We start from the raw sequence: 15893 nt of genomic DNA, 5'->3' as shown, positions 1-15893 counted from the left end.
TAAATGGAACTGGTAGCCCTGCAACTGAACGCGGGTGCCGACTGGCATGGCAACCGGGAACGGATTGAGGCCCTGCTGGCGCGGCTGCCCGACGCCCGTCCGCTGCTGGTGCAACTGCCGGAAAACGCCGTGGTGTTTGGCGGGCGCGAGGCGGTGCTGAGTGTGGCCGAACCGCTTAGTCAGGGGCCGGTGCAGGACTGCCTGGCGCACTGGGCCAAGCGTTTTGGCATCTGGCTGGTGGTGGGCTCCATGCCGACCCGCATTGAGGGCAGCGACAGGCTGCACACCAGTTGCCTAGTTTATGATGAGCAGGGTCAGCAGGTGGCGCATTATCACAAGCTGCACCTGTTCGATGTGGATGTGGCCGACGGCCATGGCCGTTACCGGGAGTCGGACAGCTACCAGCCGGGGAGCGAGTTGGGCGTGGTCGACAGTCCCTTTGGTCGCCTGGGGCTGTCGATCTGTTATGATCTACGTTTTCCCGAGTTGTATCGTGCCCTGCGCGAGCGGGGTGCCGACATTCTGATGGTGCCGGCGGCCTTTACTCGAGTGACCGGCCAGGCGCACTGGCTGCCACTGTTGCAGGCCAGAGCCATTGAAAATCAGTGTTATGTGCTGGCCGCCGGTCAGTGGGGGGAGCATGCGGGAGGTCGCCAGACCTGGGGACATTCGGTGATTCTGGATCCCTGGGGTGAGGTGTGTGCCTGCCTGCCCGAAGGCGAAGGCCTGATTCGGGCCCCCCTTGATCGCCAGCGCCTTGAGAGCGTGCGCCGCCAGATGCCAGTGGCCCAACATGCCCGCCTGCGGGCGGTGTGGAGAGACAAAGAATGAGTATTGAACAGATCAACCAAAGCCTGCTGGTGCCCAACGAGCTGGACATGGCTCTGCTGGACGCCCAGCTGGCGCGGCTCAGCCGCCACCAGATCGACTTTGCCGATCTGTACTTTCAGAACAGCGTGCACGAGTCCTGGGTGCTGGAAGACGGCATCGTCAAGGACGGCAGCTACAACATTGAGCAGGGCGTGGGGGTGCGCGCCGTAAGCGGCGAAAAGACCGGCTTTGCCTATTCCGATGAGCTGACCGCCGCCGCCCTGGATCAGGCGGTAAGCGCCGCCCGGGGCATTGCCGCCCACGGCGGTGACGGTCGCTTCAAGGTGGGCAAGGAGCAGCCGGTGATCGCCCGCTACATGGGGGTTAATCCGCTCGACAGCCTGCCCCGGGAGCAAAAAATTGCCCTGCTGCAGCAGATGGATGCCTTTGCCCGAAGCCTGGATCCGGCGGTAACCCAGGTGATCGCTTCCATCTCCGGTGTTTATGAAGAAGTGCTGGTGCTGGCCACCGACGGTACCCTGGCCACGGACTTGCGCCCCCTGGTGCGCTTGAATTGCTCGGTGCTGGCGGAGCGTAATGGCCGGCGCGAGCGTGGCAGCAGCGGCGGCGGTGGCCGTTTTGGTTACGACTACTTCCTTGAAGAGGTCGACGGCCAACCCAGGGCCATGGGCTATGCTCGGGAAGCGGTGCGTCAGGCCCTGGTAAACTTGGAGGCGGTGGACGCCCCCGCCGGTACCATGCCGGTGGTGCTCGGGGCCGGCTGGCCTGGCGTGCTGTTGCATGAGGCGGTGGGTCATGGCCTGGAAGGGGACTTTAACCGCAAGGGCTCTTCTGCCTATGCCGGCCGCATTGGTGAAAAGGTGGCCTCATCCCTGTGCACCATAGTGGACGACGGCACCCTGGCCGATCGTCGTGGCTCCTTGACCATAGACGACGAGGGTACCCCCAGCGGCTACAACGTGCTGATCGAAAACGGCGTGCTCAAGGGGTATATGCAGGACAAGCTCAACGCCCGGCTGATGGGCATGGCGCCCACCGGCAACGGCCGGCGCGAGTCTTACGCTCACCTGCCGATGCCGCGCATGACCAATACCTATATGCTGGCTGGCGAGACGCCGCCGGAAGAGATCATTCGCAGCGTGAAGAAGGGCATTTACGCTCCCAACTTCGGCGGAGGTCAGGTGGACATTACCTCGGGCCGGTTTGTATTTTCGGCCTCCGAAGCCTACCTCATTGAGGACGGCAAGCTGACCGCGCCGATCAAGGGGGCGACCCTGATCGGCAACGGCCCCGAGGCCATGAGTCAGGTGTCCATGGTGGGCAATGATCTAAGCCTGGATGCTGGTGTCGGCGTGTGCGGCAAGGACGGTCAGAGCGTGCCCGTGGGCGTGGGCCAGCCGACCCTCAAGCTGGATCGCATGACGGTCGGCGGCACCCAGTAAGCAGCCTGTTCCTGAAAACTACAACGCCGGCATGATGCCGGCGTTTTTTATGGTGGGTCGTATTACTGATCCAGGTGTTGCTTCAGATACTGAAACAGCTCCCGGTAGGCCTTGGGCGGCAGGCCGGCGGCCTGCTCCTTGCGACCGGTGCGGGCCAGCTGACGCAGCTTCTGTCGATCCAGTCCGCGATATTCGGCCATCAGGGCATCCACGCCCTTGTCGCCCTCGCGGATCAGGCGGTCCCGCCATTGCTCCAGCTTGTGAAAATGGGCGTTGACCACGGCGTTCTTCTGATCAAAAGCGTTGAGCGCCTCGCGAATGGCGGTGACGTCCCGGCTGCGCATCAGCTTGCCGATAAACTGCAGGTGACGACGCAGGGCCTCGCGCTTGTTGGAAAGCTTGTGCGCCAGCTCGATGGCATCCTTCAGCTCTTCGTCCAGGGGCACCTTGGCCAGATCGCTGGCCTTAAGCCTGACCAGGTCCAGGCCCAGTTGCTGCAGGGCGTGGCTTTCCCGCTTCATTTCGCTTTTACTGACCCACTCGATATCGTCGTCGTGGTCTGAGTGGTCGTCGTGATGGCGCATGGTATGTCTCTTGCAAATCGGTGATGGTGAATATATTACCAGCTTCTCCCAAGGGGCGCAGGGGTCTGTTATGCTAACGGCAAACGGAACCAGCGAATTCACTATGACTCCCGAAGAGATTCAAATCGAACAGCGCCAGCTTGAGATGGCGGTAGAGCAGGCGCTGGAAAGCGCCAAACGCCTGGGTGCCGAGGCGGCGGAGGTGTCCATCAGCAAGCAGACCGGGCTGTCGGTGAACACCCGCAATGCCGAACTGGAGAACATCGAGTTCAACAAGGACGGTGCCCTCGGCATCGCCGTGTACAGAGACGGCCGCAAGGGCTCGGCATCCACCTCGGATCTGCGCCCCGACGCCATTGCCCGCACCGTGGCGGCGGCGCTGGATATTTCCCGCTATACCACCGCCGATCCTCATGCCGGCCTGGCCGATGCCGACCAGCTGGCCTGGAATGCGCCTACCCTTGAGCTGTGCTTTCCCCGTGCCATGGAGCCCGCCGACGGCATCGAGCTGGCACTGCGTTGTGAGCGCGCGGCGCTGGGCCGTGACAAACGCATCAAGCAGTCCGACGGCGCCAGTTTCTCCGCCAATGTCGGCATTCGCGTTTACGGCAACAGCCACGGTTTTGTCAAAGGCTTTGCCGGCTCCCGCTATGGCATGAGCTGTGTGCTCATCGGCGAGCAGGACGGCGACATGCAGCGGGAATACGGCTACACCTCGGCCCGCAGCTTTGACGATCTGTGGGACCCGGAGCGGGTCGCCGACGAGGCGGTCAGCCGCACGCTTGGGCGCCTTGGTGGTCGCAAGATCGGCACCACCCAGGCGCCGGTATTGTTTCATCCGGATGTGGCGGCGGGCCTGTTCGGCCACCTGGTGATGGGCATTAGCGGTGGTAACCTGTATCGCAAGTCCTCCTTTCTGCTCGATGCCTGCGGCGAGCAACTGTTTCCCGATTGGCTCACCATTCACGAGCAGCCCCACCTCAACAAGGGCCTGGCCAGCGCCCCCTTTGACAATGAAGGGGTACGCACCTGCGAGCGCAACATCATCGAAAACGGCGTACTGCAGACCTATCTGCTCACCAGCTACTCGGCGCGCAAGCTGGGCCTGCCGGTAACCGGCCATGCCGGCGGCATTCACAACTGGACGGTGTCAAACAGCGGCCAGAGCCATGATGAGCTGCTGAAGCAAATGGGCACCGGGCTGCTGGTGACCGAGATGATGGGGCAGGGGGTAAACATCGTCACCGGTGACTATTCCCGCGGCGCCGCCGGCTTCTGGGTGGAGAACGGCGAAATCGCCTACCCGGTGGAGGAAATCACCATCGCCGGCAATCTGAAGACCATGTTTGCCGGTATTCAGGCCATTGGTACCGACGTGGAAACCCGCTCCAGCCTGCACACCGGCTCTGTGCTGATCGACAAGATGAAAATCGCGGGGCAGTAAACCTAGCTATAAGCTGCAAGAAGGGCCGCGTATGCGGCCCTTGGTGTTTCTGGCTATTGATATTGATGGCAGGGCGTAGGTTGGGATTCGCTACGCTCATCGCCAACCTACGGTTAGCTGTTGCCTGATCAGTGCAGCAGGATCAGCGTGGCCAGCCCCAGGAAGGACAACAGGCCGACGGTGTCGGTGATGGTGGTCAGGGCCATGGAGCCGGCCAGGGCCGGATCGATATTGAAGCGTTTCATGATAAGCGGAATGCTGGCGCCGGCCAGGCCCGCCACCGACAGGTTGATAAACATGGCGGCGGCAATCACCAGGCCAATTTCCCAGCTGCCTTTCCATAGCGCCACTACCACGGATATCGCCACCGCCCACAGCATGCCGTTAAGCAGACCCACCAACGCCTCCTTGGTCAGTAGCCAGCGGGCGTTGCTGTCGCCGATATGGCCCACCGCCATGCCTCGAATCACCAGCGCCAGGGTCTGGTTGCCGGCAATGCCGCCCATGGACGGCACTATGGTCATCAGAATGGCCAGGGTAGCCAGCTGGGACAGGGTTTCCTCAAACATGTTGGATACGCTGGCGGCCACCAGCGCCGAGCCCAGGTTGATGGTCAGCCAGAAGGAGCGGCGGCGCGCGCTGGTGAGCACGGGGGCAAAGGTGTCCTCGTCGTCGTCCATCTTGGCCATACCCATCATGGAGTGCTCGCCTTCTTCTCGAATGATGTCGACCACGTCGTCGATGGTGATGCGCCCGAGTAGCAGGTTGTTTTCATCCACCACCGGTGCCGACAGCCAGTCATGGCGCTCAAACAGGTTGGCCACCTCGGTGTCGGTCATGGTCAGGGGAATGGCTTCCACCGAGGTGTCCATGGCCTCGGCCACCGTGGTGGTGGGAGACTGTACCACCAGGCTGGCGAGGGAAATGTCTCCCAGCAAACGGTTATGCGGATCCACCACATAGAGGGTGTCGGTGCCTTCCGGCAGCTCGCTGTGCAGGCGCAGGTAGCGCAGCACCACGTCTATGGTGACATCGGGGCGCAGGCTGATGAATTCGGTGTTCATCAGCGAGCCGGCGGTGTCTTCCGGATAGGACAGCGCCAGCTCGGCACGCTGGCGATCCTGCTCGTCCATTTCGGTGAGCACCTGGTTGAACAGCTGCTCGGGCAGATCCCGCAGTACATAGGCCAGATCGTCCGACTCCATGTCCTCCAGGGCGATGGCCAGCTTTTCCGGCTCCATCAGCCGAATGATGCCGTCGCGCACCTCTTCCGACAGCTCTTCCAGGATCTCGCCGTAATCGTCCGGATCGATCAGCTGCCAGAGTACCTTTCGGCTGGGAGCGGGTGAAGATTCCAGCAACCAGGCCACGTCCCCCGGGCGCATCTGCTGCAGCATGCGGCGCACGTGCACAAACATGCCGCTGTTGAGGGCCTGGGTGACCGCCTCGAGGTGGTCCGTGGTGCCGGTTTGATCGGTGGACTCTGTCATGGGGCGGATCCGTCGGGTTATTCCGACTCGTTAAAGCGATCCGCCACCAGCCGGGCCACGGCATTCATGGCGGCTTCCGCTTCCGGGCCCTCGGCCACCACGCGAATGGCGTGTCCCTGGGCCGTTTCCAGCATCAGCAGGCCCATGACGCTGTTGGCGGGGGCCTCTTTCTGCTGGTTGCACACGGTGACTTCGGCGTCGAATTGCTGGGTCAGCTGCACCAGCTGAATGGCGGCCCGGGCGTGCAGCCCTAGCTTGTTGACGATTTGCAGGTCGCGTTCAATTTTCGGCATTGCGCTTTTCCAGAGTACGGTGACGTAGCTGCACGCTTTTGCCCATCTGGCCAAAGACCCGGGCCAGCTGTTCGGCGATGAAGACCGAACGGTGCTGACCGCCGGTGCAGCCGATGGCCACGGTGACATAGCTGCGGTTATTGCGTTCCAGGTGGGGCATCCAGGTGATCAGCAGGTTTTCCAGCTGCCACAGGTATTTCATCACCTCGGGCTGGCTGCTCAGGTAATCGGCCACCGGCTGATCCTGGCCGGTAAAGGGGCGCAGTTCGGCAATCCAGTGGGGGTTGGGCAGAAAACGGGCGTCAAACACGAAGTCGGCGTCCTTGGAAACGCCGTATTTGTAGCCAAAGGACTCGAACACCCAGTTCAATTCCTTTTCTTTCTTGCCGAGGATGCGTTCGCGAATGATTTCGCTGAGATCGTGAATGCTTAAGGACGAGGTATCGATGCGCAGGTCCGCGTCCGACGACAGTGGCGCCAGCAGATGAGTTTCTTCGCGAATGGCCTCGTCCAGGGTCAGGCTGTGGCGGGACAGCGGATGCAGCCGGCGAGTGTCCCCAAAGCGGCGGATCAGCACCGAATTGTCGGCGTCGATAAAGATGCTGGAAGGCTGAACGTCATCCATGGCTCGCACCTCGGCCAGAAAGGCTTCCAGCTGCTCGGCACTGTCGGGCAGGTTGCGTACGTCTATGCTTACCGCCACCGCTCCGGGTTTGTCCCGGCGCAGCCGCACCAGCTCCGGCAGCAGCGCCACCGGCAGGTTGTCGACGCAGTAATGGCCGAGATCTTCAAGTACCCGCAAGGCCACGGTTTTGCCCGAACCGGAACGGCCACTGACGATCACCAGCTGCATCTTGCTATCCTCAGGCTGAAATCATGATTTGATAGAGTTCCTCATCGCTGCCGGCCTGACGTAATTGCCGGCACACCTGCTTGTTACTCAGTTTCTCGGCGATCAGCGACAGGGTCTTGAGGTGTTGCTTGCATTCCTGCTCCGGTACCAGCAGGGCAAACACCAAGCCCACCGGCTGGTTGTCGATGGCGTCGAACTCCACCGGCTCGGCAAAGGTAAGCAGTACGGCAGTCGCCTTGTTGTCATCGCTGATCCGGCCGTGAGGAATGGCGATGCCATTGCCGATGCCGGTACTGCCCATTTTCTCTCGGGCCAGCAGACAGTCAAAAAGCGGCTGGCTGCCGATATTGAGATGTTCGGCAGCCAGCTCGCTGATAATTTCCAGAGCACGTTTTTTGCTCGTGCAGGGGACTGCACTGCGGGTGCAGCCCCTGCTGAGTATGTCGGCGACTTCCATGGTTATTTTTGCTTGAGTTTTTCTTTGTGTTTGATGATTTGACGATCCAGCTTGTCGATGAGGCTGTCGATGGCCGCATACATGTTTTCATGCTGGGAGTTGGCAAACAGCTCGCCGCCGGTGACGTTCAGCTTGGCTTCGGCGATTTGCTGCATTTTTTCCACATTAAGGATGACGTGCGCATTGGTGATGTGATCGAAATGGCGTTCCAGCCGGGTAAACTTGCTGTTCACATAATCACGCAGGGCATCGGTGATCTCGACATGGTGTCCGGTCAGATTTATTTGCATAACGTCTTCCTTCTGTCGTTGCCTTTAAACCAGGCGTTTGCGCTGATTGGAAGGGGGAATGGCCAGTGACTCCCTGTACTTGGCGATGGTTCGCCTGGCCACCTTGATCCCCTGGTCGGCCAGCAGCTGGGCAATTTTGCTGTCGCTCAGCGGCTTGGCCGGGTTTTCGGCCCCGACCAGCTTCTTGATCAGGGCGCGAATTGCCGTGGACGAACACTCACCCCCGTCGTCGGTGCCCACATGACTGAAGAAGAAATACTTGAGTTCAAACACGCCACGGGGGCTGTGCATGAACTTCTGTGTGGTCACCCGGGAGATGGTGGATTCGTGCATCTCCACCGCTTCCGCCACATGGTTCAGCACCATGGGCTTCATGGCCTCTTCTCCATATTCAAAGAATGCCTGTTGTTGTTCAACAATACAATTGGCAACCTTGAGCAGCGTCTCATTTCGGCTTTCAAGGCTCTTGAGAAACCACTTGGCGTCCTGCAGGTGATTGCGAATAAACTGGCCGTCCTCGCTGTTGCGGGGCTTGCTGGCCAGGGCCGCGTAGGTCTGGTTGAGCCGTATCTTGGGCATGGCCTCTGGGTTGAGTTCCACCACCCAGACCCCGCTGCGCTTGGTGACCACCACATCGGGAATGACGTATTCGGAGTTACCCTGAATAATGCTGCTGCCGGGGCGGGGCTCCAGTTGCTGAATCAGCGCCAGCACTTCCCGGAGCTCGTCTTCCTTGAGCTTGGTCTTGCGCTGCAGGCTGCGGTAGTCACGGTTGCCGAGCAGGTCCATGTGCTGGGCCAGCAAGGCGCGGGCTTCACTCAGCCAGGGTGTGTCGGGCGGATACTGCTCCAGCTGAATGCACAGGCACTCCTGCACGCTGCGGGCGGCCACGCCGATGGGGTCGAAGTGCTGAATACGCTTGAGCACTGCTTCCACTTCGTCGGCCTCGATACCGAGCTCCCGGGCCGATACCGCTTCCAGCAGATCGTCGATACCGGCGGTGAGGTAGCCGGCGTCGTCGACGGCATCGATTATGGCCATGGCGATGGCCTGATCGGTGTCACTGAAAGGGGTCAGATTCATCTGCCAGATCAGGTAGTCCTGCAGGCTCTCGGTGGTTTCACCCTGGTAAACGCTGTCTTCCAGCCCTTCCGGCAGGCCGGCGCCGCCGCTGACCGGAGAGGCGGTGTAAACCTCCTCCCAGCTGGTGTCCATGGGCAAGTCTTCGGACAGCTGGTTGCGCTCCATGGCGGTGTCGGCGGCCATCTGCTCTTCGTTGCGGTTGTCGGCCACCTTGACGCTGTCGGCTTCCTCCTGCTCCAGCAGGGGGTTGCTGTCCAGCGCCTGCTGAATTTCCTGCTGCAGCTCCATGCTGGACAGCTGCAACAGGCGAATGGCCTGCTGCAGCTGGGGCGTCATGGTCAGCTGCTGGCCCAGACGTAACTGAAGAGTCGGCTTCATGTATGCAAACGTCCTTCCATATCAACCGCGGGTTGCGGTGCCTTCAGAGGCTGAATTGTTCGCCGAGATAAACCTTTTTGACCTGCTCGTTGGCGAGGATTTCCGTCGGTGTGCCGGCGGCGATGCGGTGCCCATGACTGACAATATAGGCCTTTTCGCACACGTCCAGGGTCTCGCGCACATTGTGATCGGTGATCAGTACGCCCAGTCCTCTGTCCCTGAGGTGCAGAATGATTTTCTTGATGTCTATCACCGAAATGGGATCCACACCGGCAAAGGGTTCGTCGAGCAGAATAAAGCGCGGATCCGCCGCCAGCGCCCGGGCGATCTCAACCCGCCGCCGTTCGCCGCCGGACAGACTCATTCCCAGGCTGTCGCGAATATGGGTAATGTTGAATTCTTCCAGCAGCTGTTCCATTTTCTCGCTGCGGCCGTCGGCATTCAGATCCTTGCGGGTCTGCAGCACCGCCATCAGGTTGTCGGCCACGCTCAGGCGGCGAAAAATCGAGGCCTCCTGGGGCAGGTAGCCAATGCCGGAGCGGGCGCGCACGTGCATGGGCTCGTGACTGATATCCTGGCCGTCGATGGTGATGCTGCCGGCGTCCCGCTGGACCAGGCCCACAATCATGTAAAAGGAGGTGGTCTTGCCGGCACCGTTGGGGCCGAGCAGACCCACGATCTGACCGGTGTTAACGGTCAGGCTGACGTCGGCCACCACTTTGCGGCCCTTGTAGCTTTTCTGCAGGCCGCGCGCTTTCAGTATCGCCATGCTCAGTTCTTGTCCTGCTCGTCGAAATTCTGCACCTGCTCGGGCAGGAAGATGGTGGTGACCCTGTCCTTGCCGCCCTGGCTTTCGGCCTCCATCTGCTCCTTGTCGATAAAGTAGCGAATACGGTAGCCGGTGACGATGTTGTCATCCTGCTTGAGCTTGGCGTCCCGAATCAGGGTGATGGTGCGGGCGCGCATGTCGTAGTGAATTTCCCGCGCCTCGGCATGCACCGGCTTGCCGTTGTTGAGGATCTGCTCGTAGGTGGCCGGACTGCCCTTGGCAGTCATCGACTGCAGGCCCTGTTCATTGCGGATCACCACCAGCTGGTCGGCGCGCACGTCTATGCTGCCCTGCTTGACCACTACCTTGTCGATAAAGGTGACCTTGTCATCGGCCAGCTCTACCAGTTGACGGCCCGCGTCTATGGTCACCGGCTGGCGAAAGTCGCTGTCCCTGGCCTGGGCCTGACCCAGGCCGAGCAGGCCGCCAAGACTAAGGATTGAAATAAGTTGCCCGGGTTTCATTCAGTAATTCCACCGTTTGTTGATCAAGCTCGCCCAGCACACCCAGCCCCTCGGCCTGGTATTGCGGACTTTGCAGCCGCACCTGCCGGTTGGAGCGCAGCTGGTTATTGATAAAGTCCAGTTCCAGATATTCGGTGGTCAGGGTTTCCACCAGGGCATCCGGTTGCAGCCCATTGCCCACGACATTGCCGGTCAGCACGGCATTGTCGCCGGTATTGATGGTGCCGTCATCACCGCGGAGCCGCCACTGGGGCTGGCCATCGGGGGAATAGAGCAAGATAACAGGTTTTTTCATCAGGGTCATGGACAGGGGCTCGTAGTACTCGGCGTACTCCGCCTGCATGCCCCGGTAGGGCAGCCCCAGCCGGTTGTACTGCACGCTGGCCAGGTTGGTGGCGACGAAATCGGGCTGGTAATCCTGCGGGTTTACCGGCGCTTCGGTATCGTTGCGAAACCACTGCCAGCTGGCCAGCGCAATGATGAACAGGGCGCCAAACAGCCAGGTCTGGCGGCTCATACGCTCATGCCCTCGGCCTGCTCCAGCCGGCCGCGGGCCGCCAGCAGCAGATCGCACAGTTCGCGCACCGCACCCCGGCCACCGGCGGTGCGGGTCGTGTAGTCGGCCCGCTGCAGCACCAGCGGGTGGGCATCGGCCACCGCTACCCCCAGGCCGCAGTCCTGCATCACCGGCAGATCCACCACGTCGTCGCCGATATAGGCCACCTGTTCGGGGGTGAGTTCCAGGCGCTCAAGCAGCTCGCCGTAACTGTGCATCTTGTCACTCTGGCCCTGATAGACATGGCGCACGCTCAGTGAAGCCATGCGTTCACTGACGATGCGCGAGCTGCGCCCGGTGATCACCGCCACTTCGATGCCGGCATTGAGCAATGCCTTGATGCCAAAGCCGTCCCGCGTGGAAAAGCCCTTGTATTCCTCGCCGTCGTTACCGAGGTAGATCATGCCATCGGACAAGACGCCGTCCACGTCACAAATCAGCAGGCGAATGTCTTTCAGCCGGCGCCAGACGTCCTTGGTCACGGCGCCATAGAGGGTTTGTACCGTCATCAGATCACTCCCGCGCGTAGTAAATCGTGCATGTTAAAGGCCCCGATCGGGCGCTGGTCATCATCCAGCACCAGCAGGCCGCTGATTTTTTTCTCTTCCATCAGTTTGACCGCTTCCGCCGCCAGCATGCCGGCGGGCACAGTGGTGCAGCTGCGGGTCATGACCTGCGCGATGCGAGTGTTGTGCACGTCAACCTTGTGGTCCAGGGTGCGGCGCAGGTCTCCGTCAGTATAGATGCCGGCCAGCCGGCCTTCGCCATCGACCACGGCGGTAAAGCCCATGCCGCTGCGGCCGATCTCCAGCAGCGCCTCGATGATCAGGGTGTCGAGACCCACTCGGGGCACCCGCTCGTCCTTGTGCATGATATCGGCCACCCGCAGCAGCAGCCGCTTGCCCAGGGCGCCGCCCGGGTGGCTGAGGGCGAAGTCGTCGGCGGTAAAGCCGCGGGCCTCCAGCAGCGCCACCGCCAGGGCGTCACCCATGGCCAGGGTGGCGGTGGTGCTGGCGGTGGGGGCCAGTCCCAGCGGGCAGGCTTCCTGCTCGACCCGAGTGCACAGGTGCACATCCGCTTCCCGGGCCATGGTGGACTCGGGCTTGCCGGTCATGCACACCAGCTTCATGCCCCGGCGCTTGAGCACCGGCAGCAGGGCGATGATTTCCTCGCTTTCACCGGAGTTGGACAGGGCCAGCACCAGGTCCCGGCTGTCGATCATGCCCAGGTCGCCGTGACTGGCTTCGCCCGGGTGCACAAAAAACGCCGGGGTGCCGGTGCTGGCCAGGGTGGCGGCAATCTTGTGGGCGATATGGCCGGACTTGCCCATGCCGGTCACGATGACCTTGCCCTGGCAGTGAAACATCAGCCGGCAGGCATGGTTGAAGGATTCATCCAGATATTGATAAAGGCCGTCGATGGCCGCCTTTTCAATATCGAGAACGCGTTGGGCGGTGCTACGATAATCAAATTCTGCTGACATGGGGTTCTCCGCTTCAGGGGCGGCGCCATTATAGAAAAGCCCGCGCCGAGAAGCGACCGGCATGATGCCTGCAGGGGCAGGATTTGGGTGGACAGGGGGTGGCGCAAATTCACCGTCATGCGGTTGCCGATATTCGGCCGAACCCATACAATCCTTTCTTTTTTACGGGGAAGCGAGTGTGAGCCAGAGCCTTGTCGAGATACGGGATCTTTGCTTCAGCCACGGTGATCGTCCTCTCTATGAGGGCATCAACCTGGAAATTCCGCGTGGAAAGATCACCGCCATCATGGGCCCCAGCGGTATCGGCAAGACCACCTTGCTGCGGCTGATCGGCGGTCAGATCAAGCCCGACAGCGGCGAAGTGCTGTTCGACGGCGAGTCGATTCCGTCCCTGGGGCGCAACCGGCTGTATCAGCTGCGCCGGCGCATGGGCATGCTGTTTCAGAGCGGCGCCCTGTTTACCGGCCTGTCGGTGTTTGACAATGTCGCCTTTCCATTGCGAGAGCACAGCGGCCTGCCGGAAGCCATGATCCATACCCTGGTGATGATGAAGCTGGAAGCGGTGGGGCTGCGTGGCGCCGCTCATCTGCTGCCGTCCGAGCTGTCTGGCGGCATGGCCCGGCGCGCGGCGCTGGCACGCAGCATCGCCCTGGATCCGGAGCTCATCATGTATGACGAGCCCTTTGCCGGCCAGGACCCCATCAGCATGGGGGTGCTGGTCAAGCTGATTTCCGAACTCAACCGGGCCCAGCAACTCACCTCTATTGTGGTGACCCACGACGTCGACGAGGTGATGACCATCGCCGATTACGCCTACATCATCGCCAACAAGAAGGTGATAGCGGCGGGCACGCCCGAGGAGCTGAAACGGCACGAGGATCCCCAGGTGGTGCAGTTTCTGCGCGGCAATGCCGACGGCCCGGTGCCGTTTCATTATCCCGCCCCCGATTACAGGGAGTCACTGACCTATGTTGATTGAGGTGATTGGCCGGCTGGGCCGGCAGGGTGTTTCCGGCCTGACCGCCCTGGGCCGGGCCGGGCTGATGCTGACCCACGCTTTGCTGGGGCGGCCCGAGCCGAAAAAGCATTTTCCGCTGCTGGTGCAGCAGTTGCATGTGGTCGGTGTGCAGTCGGTGCTGATCATTCTGGTGTCGGGGCTGTTTATCGGCATGGTGCTGGCGCTGCAGGGCTACAACGTGCTGGTGGACTTCGGTGCCGAAGGCAGCCTGGGTCCCCTGGTATCGCTGTCGCTGCTGCGGGAGCTGGGCCCGGTGGTGACCGCGCTGTTGTTTGCCGGCAGAGCCGGTTCGGCGCTGACCGCCGAGCTGGGCCTGATGAAGGCCACCGAGCAGCTCTCCAGCCTGGAAATGATGGGGGTGGATCCGCTGCGCCGGGTGGTGGCCCCTCGGTTCTGGGCCGGCTTTATCAGCATGCCGCTGCTGGCGTTTCTGTTCAGCATGGTCGGCATCTGGGGCGCCAAGCTGGTAGGGGTAGACTGGTTGGGCGTGGACGAGGGCGGCTTCTGGTCCGCCATGCAGGCGGCGGTCGACTGGCAACAGGACATCATGCAGGGCTTTGTAAAGAGTCTGGTGTTCGCCCTGGTGGTGACCTGGATTGCCCTGTTTAACGGAGTGGATGCCAGGCCCACGGCGGCCGGCATCAGTCAGGCGACCACCCGTACCGTGGTTCATTCATCTCTGGCGGTGCTGGGGCTCGATTTCGTGCTCACCGCCATCATGTTCGGGTAAGCGATAATGAAATACAGCAAACTGGAATTCAGCGTCGGCTGCTTTATGCTGGCCGGCATCGGCGCCCTGCTGCTGCTGGCGTTCAAGGTGGCCGGGGTGAGTGTCAACGGTCAGGGGGAGACCTATACCCTGTATGCCCGCTTTGACAACATCGGCGGCCTCAAGGTGCGCTCTCCCATCAAGGTGGGCGGCGTGGTGGTAGGGCGGGTGGCCGACATCAGCCTGGATGCCAAGTCCCAGGTGCCCGTGGTGACCCTGGCGGTGAACCGGGAGGCGGGGGAGTTTGCCGAGAGCAGCACCGCCGCCATTCTCACCTCCGGCCTGCTCGGCGAACAATACCTGGGCATTACTCCGGGCTTTGCCGACGAGGACATGGGCATCGGCATGCTGGCGGACGGCGACACCATCGCCGATACGCAATCTGCCCTGGTGTTGGAAGAGTTAATCGGCAAGTTTATTTATTCCATCGGTAAAGACTGAACCGGCATATTCCCGAGGAGGAATCATGAAAAAACAACTGATGTCCTGGCTGCTGGTGCTGGCCGGCCTGTTTGCGCTGCCGGCCATGGCCGCCACCGACCCCTATGTGCTGGTGGATCAGGTGGCCCAGCGCACCTTTGACCGGCTTGAGCAGGAACAGGGCGAAATTTCGTCCAATCCCGAGCACCTGCGCACCATAGTGCGGGAAGAAATGCTGCCGGCGGTGGATGTGCGCTATTCCGCCTACCGGGTGATCGGCAGCCAGCTCAAGCAGACCACCGCCGAGCAGCGTGAGCGGTTTGTTTCCGCCTTTAGCGACTACCTGGTGGTGACCTATGCCGATGCCCTGGCCGCCTACAAGGAGCAGACCGTGAACATCGGCAAGGGCCAGGCCGGCGCCGATGACAAGCAGGCCACGGTGCCGGTGACGGTGCTGGAACCGAACAAGCCCGAAATTCGCCTGGAGTTCAAGCTGCGCAAAAACAGCAATACCGGCGAGTGGAAGGTATTTGACATGATTGCCGAAGGCATCAGTCTGCTCTCTGCCAAGCAGTCGGAGCTGAGCGGCCTGATCCGTCAGAAGGGCATCGATGCGGTAAGCAGCCAGCTGCATGAGCTGACCAGCAAGCCGGTGACCCCGCTGGAAACCGGGCAATGAAACTGACTCGAGCCCTGACCCGCGAGCAGCTGCCCGCCTGGTGGGCCGAACGAAACACGCTGTTTGCCGAGTGTTCGGCCGATCTGAGCGCCGTTGAGCGCATCGACTCGGTGGGGCTGGCGCTGCTGGTGCAGTGGAGCCAGCACCTGGCCGGCCGCGATAAGCGGCTGGCGCTGATCGCGCCGCCCGACAGTTTTTATCCCCTTGCCGATTTATACGGGGTTGCCTCGCTGTTCGAGCTGCCCAAAAACGATTCCCGGAGCCAACATGGATCTGAATAACGAAGTAGAACGCCGCCTGCGCGATGCGCTGGAGCTGGACGAGCTGTATGTGAAAAGCGAAGGTGACCACTTTCAGGTGATCGCCGTGTCCGGCATCTTTGCCGACATGAGCCGGGTCAAGCGTCAGCAGGCGATCAATGGCCCGCTGATGGATCTGATCGCCCAGAACGCCATTCACGCCCTGAGCGTCAAGACCTTTACTCCCGAGCAGTGGGCCCGGGAACGCAAATTTATCATGCCGTCCTGACA

The 15893-nt window shown here is 61.5% G+C and carries 21 protein-coding genes; 9 read left to right on the top strand and 12 right to left on the bottom strand.

Annotation, left to right across the window (positions count from 1 at the left end):
- Positions 1-3 precede the first annotated feature (3 nt).
- Positions 4-831 (top strand): carbon-nitrogen hydrolase family protein, encoded by an 828-nt coding sequence (locus tag B6S08_RS14150; protein ID WP_094201453.1) that lies wholly within the window; start codon positions 4-6, stop codon positions 829-831.
- Positions 828-2273 carry a metalloprotease TldD gene (tldD, locus tag B6S08_RS14145; protein WP_094201452.1) on the top strand — a complete coding sequence of 482 codons (1446 nt, stop codon included), beginning with the start codon at positions 828-830 and terminating at the stop codon, positions 2271-2273. The genes B6S08_RS14150 and tldD overlap by 4 nt, the downstream gene beginning before the upstream one ends.
- A 62-nt stretch (positions 2274-2335) precedes the next feature.
- Here the strand turns inward: tldD and yjgA are convergent, their stop codons facing one another.
- Positions 2336-2857: a ribosome biogenesis factor YjgA gene (gene yjgA / locus B6S08_RS14140; protein ID WP_094201451.1), complete on the bottom strand. Its 522-nt coding sequence runs from the start codon at positions 2855-2857 to the stop codon at positions 2336-2338.
- A gap of 103 nt (positions 2858-2960) precedes the next feature.
- On the opposite strand from yjgA, the gene pmbA reads away from it, so the two are divergent.
- Positions 2961-4301 (top strand): metalloprotease PmbA, encoded by a 1341-nt coding sequence (gene pmbA / locus B6S08_RS14135; RefSeq protein ID WP_094201450.1) that lies wholly within the window; start codon positions 2961-2963, stop codon positions 4299-4301.
- Between the two features lie 128 nt (positions 4302-4429).
- On the opposite strand, the gene mgtE is transcribed toward pmbA, so the two are convergent.
- The 11 genes from mgtE to B6S08_RS14080 are packed head-to-tail and all read right to left on the bottom strand — an operon-like array spanning position 4430 to position 12477.
- Positions 4430-5791: a magnesium transporter gene (mgtE, locus tag B6S08_RS14130; RefSeq protein ID WP_094201449.1), complete on the bottom strand. Its 1362-nt coding sequence runs from the start codon at positions 5789-5791 to the stop codon at positions 4430-4432.
- 17 nt (positions 5792-5808) lie between these two features.
- Entirely contained in the window at positions 5809-6084 is a 276-nt protein-coding gene (locus B6S08_RS14125) for an HPr family phosphocarrier protein (RefSeq protein ID WP_094201448.1), read from the bottom strand.
- Entirely contained in the window at positions 6071-6937 is an 867-nt protein-coding gene (rapZ, locus tag B6S08_RS14120; protein ID WP_094201447.1) for an RNase adapter RapZ, read from the bottom strand. Before rapZ ends, B6S08_RS14125 begins: the two co-directional genes overlap by 14 nt.
- Before the next feature lie 10 nt (positions 6938-6947).
- Positions 6948-7394 (bottom strand): PTS IIA-like nitrogen regulatory protein PtsN, encoded by a 447-nt coding sequence (ptsN, locus tag B6S08_RS14115; RefSeq protein WP_094201446.1) that lies wholly within the window; start codon positions 7392-7394, stop codon positions 6948-6950.
- Between the two features lie 2 nt (positions 7395-7396).
- On the bottom strand, positions 7397-7684 hold the full coding sequence (hpf, locus tag B6S08_RS14110; RefSeq protein ID WP_094201445.1) for a ribosome hibernation promoting factor: 288 nt from the start codon (positions 7682-7684) through the stop codon (positions 7397-7399).
- 24 nt (positions 7685-7708) lie between these two features.
- A complete protein-coding gene (locus B6S08_RS14105) occupies positions 7709-9145 on the bottom strand; it encodes an RNA polymerase factor sigma-54 (protein WP_094201444.1) in 1437 nt (478 codons plus the stop codon).
- 43 nt (positions 9146-9188) lie between these two features.
- On the bottom strand, positions 9189-9914 hold the full coding sequence (gene lptB / locus B6S08_RS14100; protein ID WP_094201443.1) for an LPS export ABC transporter ATP-binding protein: 726 nt from the start codon (positions 9912-9914) through the stop codon (positions 9189-9191).
- Between the two features lie 2 nt (positions 9915-9916).
- Entirely contained in the window at positions 9917-10438 is a 522-nt protein-coding gene (lptA, locus tag B6S08_RS14095) for a lipopolysaccharide transport periplasmic protein LptA (protein ID WP_094201442.1), read from the bottom strand.
- Positions 10407-10955: an LPS export ABC transporter periplasmic protein LptC gene (gene lptC, locus B6S08_RS14090; protein WP_094201441.1), complete on the bottom strand. Its 549-nt coding sequence runs from the start codon at positions 10953-10955 to the stop codon at positions 10407-10409. Before lptC ends, lptA begins: the two co-directional genes overlap by 32 nt.
- Positions 10952-11506 carry a 3-deoxy-manno-octulosonate-8-phosphatase KdsC gene (kdsC, locus tag B6S08_RS14085; protein WP_211284239.1) on the bottom strand — a complete coding sequence of 185 codons (555 nt, stop codon included), beginning with the start codon at positions 11504-11506 and terminating at the stop codon, positions 10952-10954. Before kdsC ends, lptC begins: the two co-directional genes overlap by 4 nt.
- On the bottom strand, positions 11503-12477 hold the full coding sequence (locus B6S08_RS14080) for a KpsF/GutQ family sugar-phosphate isomerase (protein WP_094201439.1): 975 nt from the start codon (positions 12475-12477) through the stop codon (positions 11503-11505). Before B6S08_RS14080 ends, kdsC begins: the two co-directional genes overlap by 4 nt.
- Positions 12478-12655: 178 nt before the next feature.
- On the opposite strand from B6S08_RS14080, the gene mlaF reads away from it, so the two are divergent.
- The 6 genes from mlaF to B6S08_RS14050 are packed head-to-tail and all read left to right on the top strand — an operon-like array spanning position 12656 to position 15891.
- Entirely contained in the window at positions 12656-13456 is an 801-nt protein-coding gene (mlaF, locus tag B6S08_RS14075; protein WP_094201438.1) for a phospholipid ABC transporter ATP-binding protein MlaF, read from the top strand.
- Complete coding sequence (mlaE, locus tag B6S08_RS14070; protein WP_094201437.1) at positions 13446-14225, top strand: lipid asymmetry maintenance ABC transporter permease subunit MlaE; 780 nt, start codon at positions 13446-13448, stop codon at positions 14223-14225. The genes mlaF and mlaE overlap by 11 nt, the downstream gene beginning before the upstream one ends.
- Positions 14226-14231: 6 nt before the next feature.
- Positions 14232-14705, top strand: a complete 474-nt coding sequence (gene mlaD / locus B6S08_RS14065; protein WP_094201436.1) for an outer membrane lipid asymmetry maintenance protein MlaD — start codon at positions 14232-14234, stop codon at positions 14703-14705.
- 22 nt (positions 14706-14727) lie between these two features.
- Positions 14728-15363, top strand: coding sequence for a phospholipid-binding protein MlaC (mlaC, locus tag B6S08_RS14060; RefSeq protein ID WP_370462319.1), 636 nt, complete (start codon positions 14728-14730; stop codon positions 15361-15363).
- Positions 15360-15644 (top strand): STAS domain-containing protein, encoded by a 285-nt coding sequence (locus B6S08_RS14055; RefSeq protein WP_094201435.1) that lies wholly within the window; start codon positions 15360-15362, stop codon positions 15642-15644. The genes mlaC and B6S08_RS14055 overlap by 4 nt, the downstream gene beginning before the upstream one ends.
- Positions 15631-15891, top strand: a complete 261-nt coding sequence (locus B6S08_RS14050; protein WP_094201434.1) for a BolA family protein — start codon at positions 15631-15633, stop codon at positions 15889-15891. Before B6S08_RS14055 ends, B6S08_RS14050 begins: the two co-directional genes overlap by 14 nt.
- Positions 15892-15893: the final 2 nt, after the last annotated feature.

The organism is Oceanimonas doudoroffii (assembly GCF_002242685.1).
Classification (GTDB): domain Bacteria; phylum Pseudomonadota; class Gammaproteobacteria; order Enterobacterales; family Aeromonadaceae; genus Oceanimonas; species Oceanimonas doudoroffii.
Note: the sequence above shows the minus strand (reverse complement) of the source record. Positions and strands in the feature narration are given on the sequence as shown.